Origin of the sequence: Janthinobacterium breve (assembly GCF_051380895.1) — a bacterium.
Lineage (GTDB): Bacteria > Pseudomonadota > Gammaproteobacteria > Burkholderiales > Burkholderiaceae_D > Janthinobacterium.
On record NZ_JBNYXY010000009.1, the window covers coordinates 242,958 to 261,066 of the forward strand.

General features: G+C 65.6%; 16 protein-coding genes and 1 riboswitch. Of the genes, 13 read left to right on the forward strand and 3 right to left on the reverse strand.

The window, feature by feature from the left end:
- Nucleotides 1-2: 2 nt before the first annotated feature.
- Nucleotides 3-1,334, reverse strand: a complete 1,332-nt coding sequence (locus ACQ4W0_RS19460) for an LLM class flavin-dependent oxidoreductase (RefSeq protein WP_436578244.1) — start codon at nucleotides 1,332-1,334, stop codon at nucleotides 3-5.
- A gap of 148 nt (nucleotides 1,335-1,482) precedes the next feature.
- Between ACQ4W0_RS19460 and ACQ4W0_RS19465 the strand changes: the two genes are divergently transcribed.
- From ACQ4W0_RS19465 to ACQ4W0_RS19485, 5 genes are all read left to right on the forward strand, one after another.
- The gene (locus ACQ4W0_RS19465; RefSeq protein WP_436578245.1) at nucleotides 1,483-2,676 is read left to right on the forward strand and encodes a sigma-54 interaction domain-containing protein; all 1,194 of its coding nucleotides are present in this window, start codon (nucleotides 1,483-1,485) and stop codon (nucleotides 2,674-2,676) included.
- 243 nt (nucleotides 2,677-2,919) lie between these two features.
- Nucleotides 2,920-3,999: an LLM class flavin-dependent oxidoreductase gene (locus ACQ4W0_RS19470; protein WP_436578246.1), complete on the forward strand. Its 1,080-nt coding sequence runs from the start codon at nucleotides 2,920-2,922 to the stop codon at nucleotides 3,997-3,999.
- A 34-nt stretch (nucleotides 4,000-4,033) separates the two neighbouring features.
- A complete protein-coding gene (locus ACQ4W0_RS19475) occupies nucleotides 4,034-5,188 on the forward strand; it encodes an LLM class flavin-dependent oxidoreductase (protein WP_436578247.1) in 1,155 nt (384 codons plus the stop codon).
- 220 nt (nucleotides 5,189-5,408) lie between these two features.
- Nucleotides 5,409-7,781, forward strand: coding sequence for a TonB-dependent receptor (locus ACQ4W0_RS19480; RefSeq protein WP_436578248.1), 2,373 nt, complete (start codon nucleotides 5,409-5,411; stop codon nucleotides 7,779-7,781).
- 74 nt (nucleotides 7,782-7,855) lie between these two features.
- Nucleotides 7,856-8,016, forward strand: a riboswitch (FMN riboswitch).
- A 171-nt stretch (nucleotides 8,017-8,187) separates the two neighbouring features.
- Complete coding sequence (locus tag ACQ4W0_RS19485; protein ID WP_436578249.1) at nucleotides 8,188-8,691, forward strand: 6,7-dimethyl-8-ribityllumazine synthase; 504 nt, start codon at nucleotides 8,188-8,190, stop codon at nucleotides 8,689-8,691.
- A 58-nt stretch (nucleotides 8,692-8,749) separates the two neighbouring features.
- Here ACQ4W0_RS19485 and ACQ4W0_RS19490 read toward each other — a convergent pair whose 3' ends face one another.
- Complete coding sequence (locus ACQ4W0_RS19490; RefSeq protein ID WP_436578250.1) at nucleotides 8,750-9,802, reverse strand: ABC transporter substrate-binding protein; 1,053 nt, start codon at nucleotides 9,800-9,802, stop codon at nucleotides 8,750-8,752.
- Nucleotides 9,803-10,028: 226 nt separating this feature from the next.
- On the opposite strand from ACQ4W0_RS19490, the gene ACQ4W0_RS19495 reads away from it, so the two are divergent.
- The 8 genes from ACQ4W0_RS19495 to ACQ4W0_RS19530 are packed head-to-tail and all read left to right on the forward strand — an operon-like array spanning nucleotide 10,029 to nucleotide 17,857.
- A complete protein-coding gene (locus ACQ4W0_RS19495) occupies nucleotides 10,029-10,778 on the forward strand; it encodes a class II aldolase/adducin family protein (protein ID WP_436578251.1) in 750 nt (249 codons plus the stop codon).
- A gap of 22 nt (nucleotides 10,779-10,800) precedes the next feature.
- Nucleotides 10,801-11,874, forward strand: a complete 1,074-nt coding sequence (locus ACQ4W0_RS19500; RefSeq protein ID WP_436578252.1) for a PhnD/SsuA/transferrin family substrate-binding protein — start codon at nucleotides 10,801-10,803, stop codon at nucleotides 11,872-11,874.
- Nucleotides 11,871-12,740 carry an ABC transporter permease gene (locus ACQ4W0_RS19505; protein ID WP_436578253.1) on the forward strand — a complete coding sequence of 290 codons (870 nt, stop codon included), beginning with the start codon at nucleotides 11,871-11,873 and terminating at the stop codon, nucleotides 12,738-12,740. Before ACQ4W0_RS19500 ends, ACQ4W0_RS19505 begins: the two co-directional genes overlap by 4 nt.
- On the forward strand, nucleotides 12,737-13,501 hold the full coding sequence (locus ACQ4W0_RS19510; RefSeq protein WP_436578254.1) for an ABC transporter permease: 765 nt from the start codon (nucleotides 12,737-12,739) through the stop codon (nucleotides 13,499-13,501). The genes ACQ4W0_RS19505 and ACQ4W0_RS19510 overlap by 4 nt, the downstream gene beginning before the upstream one ends.
- Nucleotides 13,494-14,774: an MFS transporter gene (locus tag ACQ4W0_RS19515; protein WP_436578255.1), complete on the forward strand. Its 1,281-nt coding sequence runs from the start codon at nucleotides 13,494-13,496 to the stop codon at nucleotides 14,772-14,774. The genes ACQ4W0_RS19510 and ACQ4W0_RS19515 overlap by 8 nt, the downstream gene beginning before the upstream one ends.
- Nucleotides 14,771-15,652, forward strand: coding sequence for an ABC transporter ATP-binding protein (locus ACQ4W0_RS19520; RefSeq protein ID WP_436578256.1), 882 nt, complete (start codon nucleotides 14,771-14,773; stop codon nucleotides 15,650-15,652). Before ACQ4W0_RS19515 ends, ACQ4W0_RS19520 begins: the two co-directional genes overlap by 4 nt.
- A gap of 42 nt (nucleotides 15,653-15,694) precedes the next feature.
- Nucleotides 15,695-16,756, forward strand: a complete 1,062-nt coding sequence (locus ACQ4W0_RS19525; RefSeq protein ID WP_436578257.1) for an ABC transporter substrate-binding protein — start codon at nucleotides 15,695-15,697, stop codon at nucleotides 16,754-16,756.
- 48 nt (nucleotides 16,757-16,804) lie between these two features.
- Nucleotides 16,805-17,857 (forward strand): ABC transporter substrate-binding protein, encoded by a 1,053-nt coding sequence (locus ACQ4W0_RS19530; protein ID WP_436578258.1) that lies wholly within the window; start codon nucleotides 16,805-16,807, stop codon nucleotides 17,855-17,857.
- Between the two features lie 19 nt (nucleotides 17,858-17,876).
- Here ACQ4W0_RS19530 and ACQ4W0_RS19535 read toward each other — a convergent pair whose 3' ends face one another.
- Nucleotides 17,877-17,999, reverse strand: coding sequence for a hypothetical protein (locus tag ACQ4W0_RS19535; protein WP_353656961.1), 123 nt, complete (start codon nucleotides 17,997-17,999; stop codon nucleotides 17,877-17,879).
- Nucleotides 18,000-18,109: the final 110 nt, after the last annotated feature.

The following is an 18,109-nucleotide window of genomic DNA, read 5'->3' on the forward strand; positions in this document are numbered from 1 at the left end:
AGTCAGGCGGCCCGCGCCCGCGTGTGCGGGTTGGCGGGCCGCGCCAGTCCCAAATGGCCGCGCAAGGTGCTGGCTGCATATTCGGTGCGGAACAGGCCGCGCCGCTGCAGTTCCGGTACCACCAGCCGCGTAAAATCCTCGAAGCCTTGCGGCAGCAGGGGCGGCACGACGTTGAAACCGTCCGCGCCCCGTTCCACGAACCACTGCTCCATCAGGTCGGCCACCGTCTTGACGGAGCCGATCGCTTGCAAATGGCCGCGCGCCACGCGAAAGCGCAGCACCAGCTGGCGCAAGGTGAGATTGTCGCGGCGGGCCAGTTCCAGCTGCTGCTGGAAGCGCCCCTTGCCATTCTCGCCCGCCTCGTAGGACAGGTCGGGCAGGGGGCCGTCGAGCGGATAGCCGGACAAGTCGAAACCGCCGAATTCCAGATTGCTGAAGTCGACCAGCGATTGCAGTTCGCCGAACTGGTCCTGCGCCTGTTGGTCGCTTTCCGCCACCACTACCGACAGGCCCGGCGTCACTTTCAATTGGTCTTCGGCGCGTCCGTATTTCGCCATGCGGTTCTTGACGTCCGCGTAATAGGCTTGCGCGACGGGCAGCGAGGTGGCGGAGCAGTACACCATCTCGGCCTGGCGCGCGGCAAATTCGCGCCCTGTCTCGGAATTGCCCGCCTGGACCAGCACGGGGTGGCCCTGCACGGGGCGGGGCAAGTCCAGCAAGCCGTGCGAGGCAAAATACTCGCCCTGAAAGTCCAGCGCATGCCCTTGTGCGGGCGCGTAAAACTGGCCGCCGGCGCGGTCTGGGCGGTCGAAGGCGTCGTCGTCCCAGCTATCCCACAGGGCTTTGGACAGGGCGACGAATTCATCGGCGCGCGCATAGCGCTGCGCATGGCTGCGCGGTGCATCGATGCCGAAATTGCGCGCCGTGTGTTCGCCAAACGAGGAGACGACGTTCCAGCCCGCGCGCCCGCCGCTCAAGTGGTCGAGCGAACTGAATTTGCGCGCCACATGATACGGGTGCTCGTAGTTGGTGTTGACGGTGGCGATCAGGCCGATATGGCTGGTGACGGCGGCAATCGCCGACAGCAGGGTAAACGGTTCGAAGGGCAGGCCGATGGCGGCGCGGCCCGTGTCGGGCGTGACCTCGCCGGCGCGGCCGATGAAGTCGGCGATGAAGAAGCTGTCGAACCTGGCCGCCTCGGCAAGCCGGGCGGCGCGCAGCCACCAGGCCAGGTCGGGCCGGCCGCTGGCGCTGGCAGACGGATGGCGCCAGGCGGCCGGATGGTGACCGTGGCGTTGTAAAAACACATTCAGGACAAGCTGGCGTGCTGGCATGGGGAGTAGCTCCGTGGTGGATTGGCGACATGGTGTGCATGACTGAACATGCAAGGTTTGGGCCAACGCCCCGCATATGCAAAATACGGATAAGCTAGCGCGGCACCATTCGTTCACGCCTGGAGTTGGAGCGCGGTATAGTCGGCCCATGGAACTCTTAGCCCACAATTTCAGCAGCGATTTCGCGCGCAGCGCCCACCTTGCCCGCGGCGCGGGCGATGACGGCGATAGCGAGGCGCTGGTCGCCTTCCGCGATCCGCAGCAAATGAGCTTGCTGGTGCGCGCCACGGCCTTTGTCTTTGCCGACCCCCGTTCGCGCCAGTTGCACGAACTGATCGAACGCATCGCCCCCAGCGAGGCGACAGTGCTGATCACGGGCGAAACAGGGACGGGCAAGGAGCTGATCGCGCGCCACGTGCACGGCTTGAGCGGGCGCGCCGAGCAGACCTTTGTGGCGATTAACTGCGGCGCCTTTTCCGAAACCCTGGTCGAGAGCGAACTGTTTGGCTACGAAAAGGGCGCGTTTACGGGCGCGCAGCAGGGCAAGCCTGGCTGGTTCGAGACGGCCAGCGGCGGCACCCTGTTCCTCGATGAAATCGGCGACTTGCCGCTGGCGATGCAGGTCAAGCTGCTGCGCGTGCTGCAGGAGCGCGAAGTGGTGCGACTGGGCGCGCGGCGCGCCATCCCCATCGACGTGCGCCTGATCGCGGCCACGAATGTGGATCTGGCCGAAGCCGTGCGGGCCGGGCGCTTTCGTGAAGACCTGTACTACCGGCTGCAGGTGATCGGCTTGCCGCTGCGCCCCTTGCGCGAGCGCCCGGGCGACATCATGCCGCTGACGCGCCACTTCATTGCCATCTATGCGCAGCGATTGCACCTGGGGGAGGTGGAGCTGGGCCCTGACGCGCAGCAAGCCTTGCTGGCGTATCCGTGGCCGGGCAATATCCGCGAACTGGAAAATGTCATCCACCGCGCGCTGCTGGTCTGCCGCAGCGGCGTGGTGCGCGCCGAAGACCTGAGCTTGTCGGGCTGGCACCGCGCTCCAGCTCCCGCGCCTGTCGCTGTCCCCGTTCTGGACACCTGGGCCGGCGGAGCAGATATCGCCTACGCGGCCCACGGCGCGGCCGGGCAGGACGACTTGCTGGCCGCCGAACGCTTCGCCCGTGCGTGGCAAGCTTTGCTCGACTCGGGCGAGGCCGTGGAATTCGAGGCCATGCAGCAGGAACTGGTGCGCGCCGCGTGGGAGCGCAATGAGCGCAACCAGGTGCGCACGGCGAAGCACTTGAATCTGAGCCGCAACATCTTGCGCACTTTTTTGAAAAAGGCGGGCGCCATCGACTAGGTGCTTGATGGATCTCCTGGAGCCGGATCCGCAGCGATGCGGCTCCGGCTTTTTTATGCCTGCTGCGCGCGCAGCACGTTGCTGCCGTGGGTACAGCGGATTGCTGCCAAATCAACACTGAAGGGCGCTGGCGGGCGCACGCGGCATGGCATGTTTTCTGCGAGGAGGAAAGGGCTGGCTTGTGTGCGCATTGATCACCATGCGCGTGCAGCCCTTTTTTCGACCCACGACAGGAGTCCATGCATGACCATAGAATTCATCTGGCAATTGCCCACCAGCGGCGATGGCCGCCATGCGGCGCCCGGCATCACGCGCCGCGGCGAACGGGCCGCTGGCGCGCCCAGTCCCCTGCAGGCAGGCGTGAGCGACCCGCGCGGCGCGCGTCCGCCGTTCAATTACTTCGATTACCTGCACCAGATCGCCCGCGCAGCCGACCTGTCGGGCTTTGACGGCATCCAGGTACGCCACGATACGCAGGGCGATGAAAGCTGGATCGTCGCCGGCTATCTGGCGCGCAGCACGCGCCATCTGAAACTGATCGCCGAATTCGACGCCGCCTGGGGTTCGGCCGTGTACGCGGCAAAGAACGCCGTCAGCTTCCAGCGCTTCACGGGCGGGCGCTTCGCCTGGCAAATCGGTCATGGCGGCGATGCGGCAGCGCGCCGGCGCCAGGGCGATGCGGCGCCGGACGTCGATATCCTGCCGCGCATCGATGAATTCATCACGGTGGCGCGCGGCGTGCAGAGTACTGCGCCGTTCAGCTTCAAGGGCAAGTTCTTCGAGGTGCAGGACGGCGGCTTCAAGGGGCCGCTGGCGAACCATCCTGTGAACAGCATCTACCTGACGGGGGAGTCGCCCGAGGCGCTGGCCCTGTCGGCGCGCCAGGCCGATGTGCACGTGTTTGATGCGGCGCCCGTGGCGGACCTGCAGCCTTCCATCGACAGCTCGCAAGCGCAGGCGCGCCAGTTGGGCCGCGCCGTGGCGGCGGGCTTGCGCATCGACGTGCTGGCCCGTGAAACCTTCGACGAAGCCTTGCGCGACGCGCGCCGCTACCGCAGCGGCGCGGGGCTACCCGACGATGCTCCGTTCGAGGATGATGCTGCCGCGTTCTGGCCCGGCTTTGCGCAAGCGCAAACGGGTGCCCATGGCGCCCTGGTCGGCAGCTATGCGCAGGTCAGCGCGGCGTTGCAAGCCTACGCGCAGGCCGGTGTGTCGAGCTTCGTGCTGGCCGCCATCCCCCATTTCGAGGAAGCCTACCGCATCGGCGAGCACGTGCTGCCACGCGTGCGGGCAGCTTTGAGCGCGCAGCTGCAAGCGGCTTGAGTTCCTGTATCCAACCTACTGAAGGAGTACCTTGATGGCAATCGATTTTTTCTGGCGCATCCCCACGCATGGCGAACCGAGTTCGCACCGCGCCCGCACGCCGTTTCGTGGCGACTGGTTTCCCGGCAATGACAAGCTGCGCCAGGCCGGCCTCGGTGGCGGCGGCGCCGACGGTTTTAGCTACATCGACTACCTGGCGGAAATCGCCCGCGCGGCCGAGATATCGGGCTTCCAGGGCGGCTTGATCCCGTCCTTCCCCATGACGGATGAACCGTGGGCCATTTCCGCGCTGCTGGCGCGCGAGACGAGCACTTTCCGCTTCATGATCCCGTTCCAGCCCGGCTTTTTGAACCCCGTGGTGGCCGCGCGCATGACGGCCAGCCTGCAGCGGGCCACGGGCGGCCGTGCCCTGTACAACGTGATCACGGGCGGTGGCGGCCCGGCGCAGCTGTGGTGGGGCGATTCGGCCGGCCACGACGACCGCTACACGCGCACCACCGAGTTCCTCGACGTGGTGCGCGGCGTGTGGCGCGGCGGGCCATTTTCCTACCAGGGCAAGTTCTACCAGGTGGAAGACGCCGGCCTGGCCACGCCCCTGTCCGAGCAGGATTTCCCCGAAATTTACTTTTCCGGCTCCTCCGATGCGGCCCTCGGTTCCGCCTCGAAGCACGCCGATTACTACCTGACGTGGCTGGAACCGTTCGAGCAGCTGCGCGAGAAATTCGCCCGCGTGCATGAAAAGACGGCGCTGCTGGGGCGCAAGATCAAGTGCGCCGTGCGCGTCGATATCGTGGCCCGCGCCACGGAAGAAGAGGCGTGGGACGAGGTGCGCAAGGGCTTCGACGCCGTCGATGCCGCCACCCTGCGCCAGTTCCTCGGCGCCGATGGCGGCGATTCCGTGGGCGCAGCGCGCCAGCGGGGCAACCGTCCGACCACCCTGAACAGCTACAAGGACTTGATCACGGCGCCGAACATCTGGTCCGGCTTCAACCTGCTGCGCGGCGGACAGACGCAAGGCATCGTCGGCAGCTACCAGCAGGTGGCCGAACGCCTCGACGAACTGGTGCAGCTGGGCGCCGACGCTTTCATCCTGGCCAGCACGCCGCACCTGGAAGAAGCGTACCGGGTGGGCGAGGAAGTGCTGCCGCTGGTGCGCGGGCATACGGCGGCGCTCTTGCGCGCCGCCTGAGTCTCCCCTGTTGCCGCGACAGCAGCGCCACCGCCTGCTGTCGCGCAGGCAGCACGCGGCGGCGCCGCTGCTGCCAAATCAACAGCACTATCATTATGATAGTCTTCCTTTTAAATCAAGCACTTAGCGACTATTTTGCTGCGCTGCGGCAGCGGGCATGTCCCTTGCAATAACAGTCATCACCATCTCGCGTTTTGACTTTACTCAAGGATAACCACCCATGCGCCGTTCGACTTCCCCCGCCGCCTTCTCTTCCTTTCCCTTTCATCTGACCCCGCTGCGCCGCGCGCTGCGCTCGGCCTTCGCCATCGGCGGCTTGATGCTCGTCCATGGCATGGTCCACGCGGAAGCGCCGGGCGCCGATGTCATTGCCGCTGTCGACGCCAACGGCGCCGGCGAGGGCGCCTCGCTGCAATCGGTGACGGTGACGGCGCAAAAGCGCGAAGAATCGGCACAGAAGGTGCCCAGCGCGATTACCGTCCTCGGTGGCAAGGAGCTGCTCGATACGGGGATCGGCCGTTCGGCCAGCGAAATCCTCAATTACGTGCCGAACGCCTCGGCCGGCACGCAGCAGCATGGCCGTCCGCGCTGGTGGATACGCGGCGTGGGCGCGGGCCAGCAGCAAATCGATTTCCCGAACCCTGTCGGCTTTTACCTCGATGATGTTTACATCAGCAATTCCAGCGCCACGGGCTTTCCACTGTTCGACCTGGACCGGGTGGAGGTGCTGCGCGGCCCGCAAGGCACTTTGTGGGGCAAGAACACGACGGGCGGCGCCATCAATGTGATTTCGCGCAAGCCCTCGTTCAAGTCCAGCGGCTACGCCAAGCTCGATTACGGCAGCTACGACACCACCGTGGCCGAAGGGGCCATCGGCGGCGCCCTGGTCGACGAGGTGCTGGCGGGGCGCTTGTCTTTCCACACGGAGCAGCAGGACAAGGGGCGCTTCCACAACCAGTTTACGGGCGAGCGCGATGGAAAGCTCAAGGACAGCGCCATCCGCGGCCAGCTCAAGGCCCTGATCGGGCGCGACCTGACGGCGAACCTGAACCTGCATTACCGCGATTACACCACCAAGGGCGCCACCACCACCGTGGCCAGCTACGGCGCCAATGGCGTCTACCGCAACGCTTACGTGCCCAGCACCAATCCCGATGATGTCAGCACGAATGCGCCGGCCGACAGCGACGTGAAACAGGGTGGCGCCCAGCTGAACCTCGAATATGCGCTGGGCGAGCTGACCCTGACGTCGATCACCGGCTATGAAAACTTCCGCAACGAAGCGACGGGCGACAGCGACAACACGCCGCTGGAAGTGGGCCGTAGCCGCTCGAAGGCGAGCAGCCGGCAAGTGTCGCAGGAGCTGCGCTTGACGTCGCCGCAAAACGGCGCCGTGAGCTGGGTGGCGGGGCTGTTCTACTTCAATGAAAAGATCGACTCCGATTCGGCTGGCGCGCGCCTGCCCAACGGCAGCGTGCCGGCGCTGGCGGGCAGCACCCAGCCCGTCGGCTACAACCGCACCATCTACCAGCACAAGGCGCGCAGCGCGGCCATCTTCGGCAGCACGACCGTCAACTTCAGCGAGCAGTTGCTGTCCACATTCGGCTTGCGCTGGACCACGGAAACCAAGGACCTCGATTTGCAGCGCGTGCAGGCCGCGTCGAACACGGTGACGTTTGGCGATGCGTCGAACTGGTGGAACACGGTCCGGGGTGGCAATTACACGGCCGCCTCGGTCGTCAACAACAACTTCACGTCGAATCCGTCCACCACGTGGAATGCGCTGACGTATGACGTGACGCCCGAATACCGCTTCAGCCGCACCCTGCGCGGCTATCTGAAATACGCACACGGCATCAAGTCCGGTGGCTACAACACGAGTGCCACGGACGTGCGGGCCCTGAATACGGTGAAGCCGGAAACCCTGAACTCGTTCGAGGCGGGCATCAAGTCCGAATGGCTGGATGGGCGCCTCAATTTCAACGCCAACGTCTTCCATTACGATTACAAGAACGTGCAGGTGAATATCACGGGCGTGTACAACGGCGACCCGACGCAAAGCGTCAATTACCTGCAGAACGTGCGCAAGGCGCATGTGAACGGCGCGGAATTCGAGATCGAGGCGCAGCCGACGGACAAGCTGCACATCAATGCCAATCTGGGCCTGCTGCGCACGGAATTCGACGATTTCGCCATCCAGAACAATGGCGGCGACCGCTCCGGCAATGAATTCGTGCGCTCGCCGCACGTGACGGCCTTGCTGGCGGCCGACTACCGCTACCCGTTGGGCAATGGCGCGCAGCTGGTCTTCAGCGGCGACGTGCGCTACACGTCCAAGCAGTACTACTATGTCGACCCGCAAAGCGACGCGCGCGGCTTGCTGAACCAGGGCGGCTTCGCGCTGGCCAATGCGCGCCTGTCATATGTGCTCCCAGGCGGCAAGCAGCGGATCACGGCGTATGCGAACAACCTGGCCGACAAGGTTTACCGCAACCACACGCTGACCAGCTTCGTGCCGGGCGCCGTGAATGGCGACACGGTGATTATCGGCCAGGGGCGCACGGTGGGTGCTTCGTACACGGTGCAGTTCTGACCGCGCAGGGCAGGGGCAGGGGCGATATGCTATAGTCGCCGGGCGTGGCTGCCGCACCCGGTGCGCTGGCCACGCAACGTTCTCAGGGCGGGGTGCGATTCCCCACCGGCGGTAATGGCAACGTGCCTAGCCCGCGAGCGCTTGCCGGCATGGTCTTCGGGCCATGACTGCAAGGTCAGCAGACCTGGTGTGATTCCGGGGCCGACGGTATAGTCCGGATAAAGAGAGAGCGGGATGGAATCATTGTGTTGGTGCCGGCATACGCCCGGCGCATGGACGGCCCGCGGTTGCCGTCGGTGCGCGCGCGTGCCTGCATGCGCAGTTGGGCGTGGCTTTCATGCGCCTGTCATATCCCCTTCGATCCCATGCCCTGTTTTTATCATTCTTGAAAACAGGAGTTTCTTATATGTCACAACCGTCACTCGCAGTACCCGGCAAGCGTATCGCCTTCATCCAGGCGGGCTGGCACCGCGACATCGTCGCGCAATGCCGATTGTCGTTTATCGCGGAGATCGCCGCACGGGGCTTCGCTGAGAGCGATATTGATGTCATCGACGTCGCCGGCGCCTTTGAAATCCCCCTGCATGCGCAAGTGCTGGCCAGGAGCGGCCGATACGCGGCGATTGCCGCTTCCGCCCTGGTGGTCGACGGCGGCATCTACCGCCATGATTTCGTCGCCGATGCCGTCATTTCCGGCATGATGCAGGTGCAACTGGCGACAGGCGTGCCCGTGCTGTCGGCCGTGCTGACCCCGCACCACTTCCATGCGGGCCACGAGCACCAGGAATTCTACTTCCAGCACTTCAAGGTCAAGGGCGTCGAACTGGCCACGGCTTGCGCGGCCACCATTCACTCGCTACAGCGGCTGGCGCAACCGGCCGCCGTGCCGCACGAGGCCTTGGCCGCTTAAACAGCCATAATGCCGTAGTACCCGGGGCCAACGCACCTCGTGCGCTGGCCCCGTTTCTTTATGCCGCCTGCTGCAGCAGCGCTTCCAGCCGCCGCTGCGCCTCTTCCAACGGCCGGCGATCGATCCAGCTGTCGATATCCACGTCGCGGTCCAGGAAGCCGTGCTGCAGCTGGAAATCCTTTTGCTGGCGGAACAGGGCCACCTTCTCGTCGGACAGGTCGGGCGCCAGGGTCAGGTGAAAACCGTCGCGGTAGGCTTCGGCCACGGCGTCGGCGCCGGCCCGCGTTTCGCCCTGCAGGATGGCCAGCACGTCGGCCTGGTGGCTGCGCGCCCAGTGGGCGGCGCGCAGGGTTTGCGTCAAGAAGCGCACGACCAGCTCGAAATGCTGTTCCAGCATCGTTTCATGCACGGTAATCGGGCGCGGCGTGCCGTTATTCACGCGGAAGCGCCGGTCGGGCAGGGCGTCAATATCGACGCCCACTTCCAGCCCGGCCGCGCGGGCCGCCTCGGCCGCCGCCGCGCCTTTCACGTAGACGGCGTCGACTTCGCCGCGCAAGAGCGGCGCGATGCCTTGCCACAGGCCGGCGCCCAAGTTAGGCGCCGCTGCCGCCTCGCCACCTACTTCCACCAGCCGCACATCGTCCAGCGTCAAGCCGGCCGAGGCCAGCACGCCCTTGTAGCCGGCCAGGCTCATGCCGCGCGCGATGCTGCGCCCGCGTCGGTTTTCGCGCAAATCCTCGGCGCGGAACACGGGCAGCGCCAGCCGCTTGCCCTGCAGCTGCGCGGGCGTGGTGATGCCGGAACCGGGGCGCACGAGGATGGCTTGCCATTCGTCTATCCACGTCAGGCCGATCAGGCGCGTGGGTGCCCCTTGCGCGCGCGCGGGCAGGGCCAGCAGGTTGCCCCCTTCGCGCACGAGCGTGGTCAGGCCATGGTCGTAATGGTGGCGCGCCAGTTCGCCACCCACTTCCTGCAGGGTTTTCAGGGCGATGCCGTCGCGGGCGAATTCCTCGTCCAGCCAGCCAAGCTTGTAGGCCAGGCCCGTGGCCGTGGGTACGGGGCAGCGCGTGAACCAGACGGTATCGACTTCAGGGGATGGTGCGGTAGTCATGGGATTCCTTCGTGGTGGTGGGAGCCTTGAGCTGTGCAGGAAACGTGCCCGCGCCGCTTGCTGGCTTGGCGACAGCGCCTGCGTCCAGCGCTGCTGCCACGTCAGCAGCCGCTGTTGCGCAGGCAGCAGCGCTCCACCATTTCCCCCGGCCCCGCCGCTGGCACGCGTCTTGCGAAAGTAGAGGCATGACTGATTCGTACCTCAACCTCAAAGAATGGAGCATGACATGACGGACGTGGCACAAGCGGAAGCACAACAAGTACAGGTGCAGGAGTTGACGGTAGCCGAACTGGCCTTCGTGGAACAGGTGCGGCGCGATGCGCAGACGGCCTTCGACGGCCTGCGCGAGACGGGCAGCCTGACGGCCAACGGCACGGTGGGCTTCGTCGAGCGCACCCCTGGCGGTGACAAGGTGGTGGTGGTCAACGACCCGGGCCCGTTCCGCCGCGGCCAGCCCTTGAAGGCGGCCGTGCTGGCGCTCGATGGCACGGTGCTCGTGGGCGATGCGAACAACGGCGGCGCGCGCTATCTGAAATTGTTCCGCGAGCGGCCCGAGGTCACGTCGATCTCGCACGTGCATTCGCCGTCGCTGGGCGCGTGGGCGCAGACGCACCGCACCCTGCCCATCCGCTATGTGCCCGTGCAGCGCTTCCAGCTGATCCGCGAAATTCCCATCTATATCGACCGCCGCCAGCCGGAAGTCGATTTCATCCTCGGCGAAATCGCGCGCAATACGCATGCCACGGCCATCCTGGAAGCGAATGGCGGCGCCACGGTGTGGGGCAAGCAGGGCTTGCTGAAGCTGGCCGAGTTCATCCTGCTGCTGGAAGAGGGCGCCAAGATCCAGATCGCGGCCGAAGCCATCGGCGGTTCGCGCGATTTCGGTCCCGGCGTGCTGCTGCAGCAATGGAAGATGAGCAAGCTGATCGACACGGCGCGTGCGCTGTCGTTATTGCCTGCCACCGATTTGATTTAAATCTTTCAAGAACAGGCCCGAGATGTCATTGAAATTCTTACGTTTGACCTGGCGCAAGGTATTCGCCACCGTCGTGGCGGCCAGCCTGCTGGCGCCAGCCGTCGCGCTGGCGGCAGCAGCGCTGCCGGCCGCCGTGCGCATCGCCGTCGTGGCCCGCACGGCGCCGTCCGGCAAGACCGTGTTTGCCGGTTCGGCCGCCCAGGTGGCCGCGCAGGGCTGGCTGGCCGCCGAACTGGGCAAGCTGGGCGTGAAGCTGGAATGGGTGCCCGTCACCACCAATTCCGTGGCCACGCAGGTCAACGAAGCGTTTGCCAACCACTCGATCGACCTGGCGCAGTATGGCGATTTGCCATCGATTATCGCCAATGCCTCGGGCTTGCAGACGCGGCTGATCTTGCCGGGCGGCAGCGCCAATAACACCTATCTGGTGGTGCCGAACGGTTCCACGGCCCGCTCGATCAAGGACTTGAAGGGCAAGAAGATCGCCCTGCACCGCGGGCGGCCATGGGAGTACCCATTCGCCCGCCTGCTGGAAGCGAATGGCATGACCTTGCGCGACGTCAAGATTCTCAACCTCAATCCGCAGGCGGGCGCGGCGGCCGTGGCGACGGGCGGCGCGGACGCCTTCTTCACCCTCAGTGACGCCTTCCTGCTGGAAGATAAAAAAGTGGGCAAGATCATCTGGTCCAGCAAGGCGCCGCCGCAGGACTGGAAGATGCGCGCCGAACTATGGGCCGACAGCGGCTTCCTGCAACGCTATCCGCAACTGGCCCAGCTGGTGGTGACGGCGTATGTGCGCGAGCACCACCGGGCGGCCGGCGCGGGCGGCGAAGATGAATATGTGCGCAGCGAGGCGGCGGCTGGTCAAGTGGAAAGCGTGGTGCGGCGCGAACTGGCGGGCGACCACACGCCGTGGCAGGCGCGCTGGTCGCCGTTGTTTACGGCCAGCTTGCGCCAGCATTATGTGGGCGAGGCGGCGTATGCGAAGAGCGCGGGCCTGATCGCGCGGCCCCTGCAAGTCGACAGCCTGTTCGCGCCCCAGTTCGTCAACCAGGCGCTGGCGCAGCTGAAGCTGCAAACTTACTGGACGCCATGACTTCCCTCGTCAACGCCATCGCCTTGCCGCGCGCCAAGGATGCACCGCGCTCTCCTGCGCCAGTGCGTGCGGCGGCCATCCCCTGGCTGCAGCGCTTCGTGCGCTCGCGCTGGTCCGTGTGGGCTTCGCCGCTCGCCTTGCTCTTGCTGTGGACGGCGGCCACCACGTTCGAGTGGATGCCCGCGCATATCTTGATGTCGCCGTGGCAAGTGCTGCTGACGGCGGCAGACCTGGCCGAAAGCGGCGAACTGGGCCAGCATCTGGGCATCAGCCTGTTCCGCCTGCTGGCCGGTTTCGGCTTGGGCGCCAGCGCGGGCCTGGCGTTTGGTGTCCTGCTGGGCCTGTCGCCTGCCTTGCGCAGCTACGTCGACCCCACGTTCAATGTCCTGCGCCAGCTGCCCACGGTGGCCTTGATTCCCCTGTTTATCTTGCTGTTCGGCATAGGCGAGAGCTTCAAGGTGTTTATCGTGGCCAAGGCCAGTTTCTTCATCGTGGCGCTGGCCGTGCATGACGCCATCCGCAACCTGTCGCGGCGCTACTTTGAGGTAGCGCAAGTGTATTGCTTCTCGCGCTGGCAGCGCATCCGCCTGATCGTCTTGCCGGCCATCGTGCCGGCCGCGCTGACGGGCATGCGCATTGCCCTGTCTCGTTCGTGGATGGTGCTGGTGGGCGCGGAATTGCTGGCCGCCGACAGCGGCCTGGGCCAGATGATGGAAATGGGCCGGCAAATGTTCCGCCTCGACGTGGTGATGGTGGGCGTGGTGCTGACGGGCGTGATCGGCTTCGGCCTAGATCGGGCCTGTCACGCGCTGGAAGCGCGGCTGATGCGCTGGAAACGTAGCAACAGCAGTGGGGAGGCAGCATGAAGCAACGTTTGAGTTTGATCCTCAAGGGCGCGCTGCTGCCGCTGGCCTTGCTGGGCGCCTGGCAATGGGCTTCCGGCCAGGGTGCGGCGGCTGCCTACATCTTCGTCTCGCTGGGCGACCTGGCGCACAGCTTGCGCGACCTGCTCGTGACGGGGGAACTGTGGGTGCATTTGCGCGCCAGCCTGGGCCGCACCCTGGCCGGCTTGCTGCTGGGCGGCAGCGCCGGCATCGTCACGGGCGCGCTGATGGCGCAGTCGCCGCTGGCCGACAGACTCATCGGCCCGTTGTTCCACAGCATCCGGCAGGTGCCCTTGCTGGGCCTGATTCCCCTGCTGGGCCTGTGGGTGGGCAATGGCGACGGCGCCAAGCTGCTGGTGATCGCCATCGCCGCCTTTTATCCTACCGTGCTCAACACGTATGCGGGCATGCGCCAGGTGGAGGGACGATTGCGCGAAGTGGGGCAGGTGCTGACCCTGACGCGCTGGCAAACCTTGCGCCAGATTTTGCTGCCGGGCGCCATGCCGGCCATCGTCACGGGTGTTACGCATGCGCTGGCGTTCGCCTGGCTGGCTTGCCTGGGCGGCGAACTGCTGTTTGCGGCCGGGCCCGGCATGGGTTCCCTGCTGCTCAACGGCGAAGTATCGGGCCGCATGGATGTCGTCCTGCTGGCCGTGCTCGTGATCGCCTTGCTGGCGCAGGCGATGAACGTGGCGTTCGCGCGGCTGGCGCGCCTGCTGGTGAAGGGGCGCAGCAGTGAGTGAATCCCTGCCATTCCAGCCAGACGCGGCCGTCAGTGCCCGCGATAGCGAGCTGCGCGCCTTCTTGCTGCGCTTTGTCGGCCTGACCTTGCTGTCGGGCGTGACCATCGGCATGAACAAGGTGCTGGCCACCTTGCTGGGCTTGCATTTGCACGTGAGCAATTTCCAGCTGGCCGCGATCAGCAGCGCGGAAACCCTGGCCATGGCGCTGGGCACCATTCCGGCCGGCTACATCTTGTCGCGTGGCAATCCGAAGCACTTGTACGCGGGTGTCAGCCTGAGCCTGGCGCTGGCTTTTTGCGTGCTGCCGTGGCTGCCTGGCTGGCAGTGGGTGGCCCTGTTGATGTTTTTGGTGGGTCTGTGCATTTCGCTGCGCATCGTGGCCATGAGCACCGTGTTTCTCGTGCGCCTGCCGGAACTGGGGCAGGGCAAGGCGGGCTGGTACAAGGGAACGTTGATACTCGGCATGCAGTTCCTCGGGCCTTTGTGCGGCAATTATCTGATCGCGCAACTGGGGCTGAAGGCGGGGTTTTTGATTTCCGCGCTGATGTTCGCCATTTTGGCCGTGCTGGGCTGGCACGTATTGCCCAACAATACTTTGCCCGATAATACGGCGCCGCGCCAGCAGGGCAGCGCGACTTCGCTGCCGGGCGCGGCCAGCCTGCGCGAGCTGCTGCGCCTGCCCGTCGTGCGCGTCACATACCTGTTCGAAATCCTCGCCAGCTTCACGGCGTCCAGCGTGGGCGTGTTTTCCATCTTGCTGGCCATCCGCGTGCTGCACTGGCCTGCGCATCACTCCGTCTGGCTGATGGCAGTGCAGGGACTCAGTTGCGTGCTGGTGCTGCTGTTCCTCGGACAATTCGTGCTGGCCAGCCGCTATCGCGAACAGCTGTATGGCGGCGCGCACCTGGCCATCATGGCGGCCTTGCTGATCCTGGGCTTGTGGCCCTCCAGCATCGCCTACCTGGGGGCGTCCGTGCTGCTGGGCCTGGGCCTGGGCGTGAATAACCTCGTCAATACGGACAATATCGCCCGCGCGCCCGTCGACAAGGCCCGCGTTTCCGCCCACCTGACCCTGTTCGGCATGGTGGGCGGCACGGCTGGCGCGCTGGCGGCGGGCCGCCTGGCCGACCTGACGGGTTTGCGCAATGTATTCCTGATCTGGCTGGCTCCCTGGCTGGCTGCCTGGCTGGTGTTCCACGGCAGCCGCTGGCTGCGCCGGGCGCCGCCCGCCGCCGTTTCTTCCCTCGCCCCCACCGCAGAGAGTACGTCATGAATGATTTCGTTTCCCCTTCGACCTTGCTGCCGCAGCGGCCGCACCTGAGCGGCGGTTTGCAAGTGCAGCACGTGAGCAAGTCGTTTTCGCTGAAAGGCGCGCCGCTGCTGGTGCTCGACGACATTTCCCTGACCATTGCGCCCGGTGAATTCGTCGCCATCGTGGGCGCGTCCGGTTGCGGCAAATCAACCCTGCTGCGCCTGCTGGCTGGCCTCGATACGAATTACACGGGCTTGCTGCTGCACGACGGCGTGCCCATCCGTGGCACGGATTTGCACCGCGGCCTCGTGTTCCAGGACCACCGCCTGTTTCCGTGGCTGACGGTGCAACAGAACGTGGCCGTGGCGTTCAGCAATACCCGTGTGCCGCTGGCCGAGCGCGACGCGCGCGTGGCGGCGGAAATTGCGCGCGTGGGCCTCGATGGCTATGCGGATGCTTATCCGCATCAATTGTCGGGCGGCATGTCGCAGCGGGCGGCGATTGCCCGCGCCCTGGTCGGGCGGCCCGATGTGCTGCTGCTGGACGAACCGCTGGGCGCGCTCGATGCGCTGACCCGCTTGCGCCTGCAGCAGGAACTGCGCCGATTGTGGCAAGACGAGGGCATCACCATGGTGATGGTCACGCATGACATCGATGAAGCCGTGTATCTGGCCGACCGCATCGTCGTGCTCGATGCGCGCCCAGGCAAGGTGCGCCGCGTGCAGGATGTGCCGCTGGCCCACCCGCGCCAGCGCGGTTCGCCGGGCTTTGTCGCCATCCGCGACGGCTTGCATGCGGATTTCAGCGACCTCGACGACACGCACGCGCCCGTGGCGCAGGATGTAGATCCCAGCAGCTCATGGGATGGCAATGAATGGGCGCGCAGGATGGCGCTGTAGTTTTCCCTTTTCTTGATCGATCACCCACCCTGGAGAAAAAAGATGAGCAATGAAAGCCAAGCACTCGACACCCTGTGGTACACGCGCTGCCCCGTCCCCACAGGCCTGGGAATCGCTTTGCAGCAAGGCTGGCTGGAAGCCGCCTTGCGCGCCGACGGCACCAGCTTGCGCTCGCTGCGCGAGTCTGACCAGGAAGCCGTGCGCGAATCGCATTTCGACCATACCCTGCAAAATTCCGTGCGCCACGGCGGCAACATCCCCGCCCTGTGGGCGCGCGCGGCGGGGCGCGAGACGCGCGTGATCGGCCTGTCGTGGTCGGATGAGACCCAGCTGATCCTGACTCTGCCCGGCAGCGGCATCCAGACGGTGCGCGACTTGAAGGGGCGGCGCTTCGGCTTGCCATTGTGGGCCAAGGCGCAGATCGACTTTGCGCGCGCGCAAGCCTTGCGGGGGCTGGAAAATGCGCTGAGCCTGGAAGGGCAGGCTGTTGCGGACGTGGAACTGGTCGATTATGTGATCGCGGCGGGCCAGAGCGAAGCGCCGCCGGAGCAGGGCGCGACGACGAATCTGTTCAGCGGGGCGCGGCGTGGCGGGCAGAGCCCTGAGCTGCTGGGACTGTTGCGGGGCGAAGTGGATGCCATTTTCCTGAAAGGCGCTTCGGCCGCGCAACTGGCGCAGCAGTTCGGCTTGCATACGGTGATCGATACGGGCAACCATCCGGAACCATTGATTCGCGCCAACAACGGCACGCCGCGTACCTTGAGCGTCGACGCGCACCTGCTGGAGCATCACTTCAGCTCCGTCGTCACCCTGGTCGAGCAGGTGCTGCGGGCCGAAGCGTGGGCGCGTGGTCATGCGGACGAGACGCGGCGTTTCCTGGCGCGCGAATCGAATGCCAGCGAGCACTGGGTGCAAGTGGCTTACGGCAAGGATGCGCATCTGCGCCTGGACACGGACCTGGCGGAAACGTCGATCGCGGGCTTGCAGGATTTCAGCGACTTCCTGTTCCGCTGGAACTTTTTGCCCAGCAAGGTCGACGTGCGCGCCTGGATCGATCCCCGTCCTTTCGAAGCGGCGCTGGCGCAAACGCGCCGTGCGGCATGAGCGGGCAGCACGTCAACGGTGGCCATGTTCGATGATGAGGAGAATGCGATGCGGCGACGCACGGTGATGGGCGGGCTGGCGCTGCTGCCCCTGGCGGGACAGGCAGTGTCGGCGGCGAAAGCGGGGGCGTTGCCGGCGGCCCTGCGCATCGCCTCGACGGGCTTTGCGGAAAACGGCAGGGCGGAACTGGGTGGCATCGCTTACCGGGTGCAGCAGGAAGGCTGGCTGGCACGCGAACTCAAGCAGCGGGGCGTGCGGCTGGAATGGCTGCCCGTCACGGGCGACACGGGCGCCACCATGAACGAGGCGTTCGCCAGCGGGCGCATCGATATGGCCGCGTATGGCGACTTGCCCTCCGTCATACTCAACGCGGGCGGCGTGCGAACGCAGGTGATCGTGCCGGCGGGGCGGGGCACGGACCAGTTCCTGCTGGTGCCCACCAGTTCGCGCGCCACGTCATTGGCCGAGCTGAAGGGCAAGCGCATCAGCGTACACCGGGGCCGGCCGTGGGAACTGGGGCTGCGCCAGCTGATCGCCGACCAGCGCATGTCGCCCACGGATTTCCGCCTGATCAATATGGATTTGAAGCCGGGCACGGCGGCGCTCGCTACGGGCGCGGTGGACGCCTTGTTCATGATCAATGGCTATCCGCTGGAAGACAAGGGCATCGGCCGCATCATCTGGTCCAGCAAGGGGCTGCCAGAGAGAAAAATGCGCGCGGAACTGTGGGCGCGGCGCGACTTTACGCAAGCCCATCCCGACATCGCGGAACTGGTGGCCACGGCCTGGCTGCGGGCCCAGCACTGGGCGGCACTCGATGGCAACCGCGAAGCGGTCATCAAGGATGGCACGCGCAATGGCACGCCCGACAGCGTGGTGCGGCGCAGCTACGACGATCCGGGCTTGCAGTGGAAGGAGCGCTGGTCGCCCCTGTACGACGATGCCGTGTACCGCCATTACCGCAGGGTGCTGGCATTTGCGCAGGAACAAAAGCTGATCCGCCAGCCGTTGACGGCGGAGGAATTGCTGGAGCCGCGTTTCGTGGCGGCCGGCCTGAAAAAGCTGGGACTGGCCAATTACTGGGAGCCGGCCAAGGTGTAGTGCTACCTTTGGGCGCGCTTCAGTGCGGCAGGCACACGCGTCCCACCAGCTTTACTCCCGTATCGCCCGCATGCGCGCGCAGTTGCAGCAGCATCAGCGCCACGCCCAGCATCAGCGCGGCTGCGCAGAGTTTCTTGTGCATCGTCTTTTCCGTTTTCACTATTTTTATGGAGGTTTGCGACAATATTATTGCCGAAATTCAGCGTGCGGATGATCAAATTACCAAGCGTGCTCTACAATTATGCATCTTGC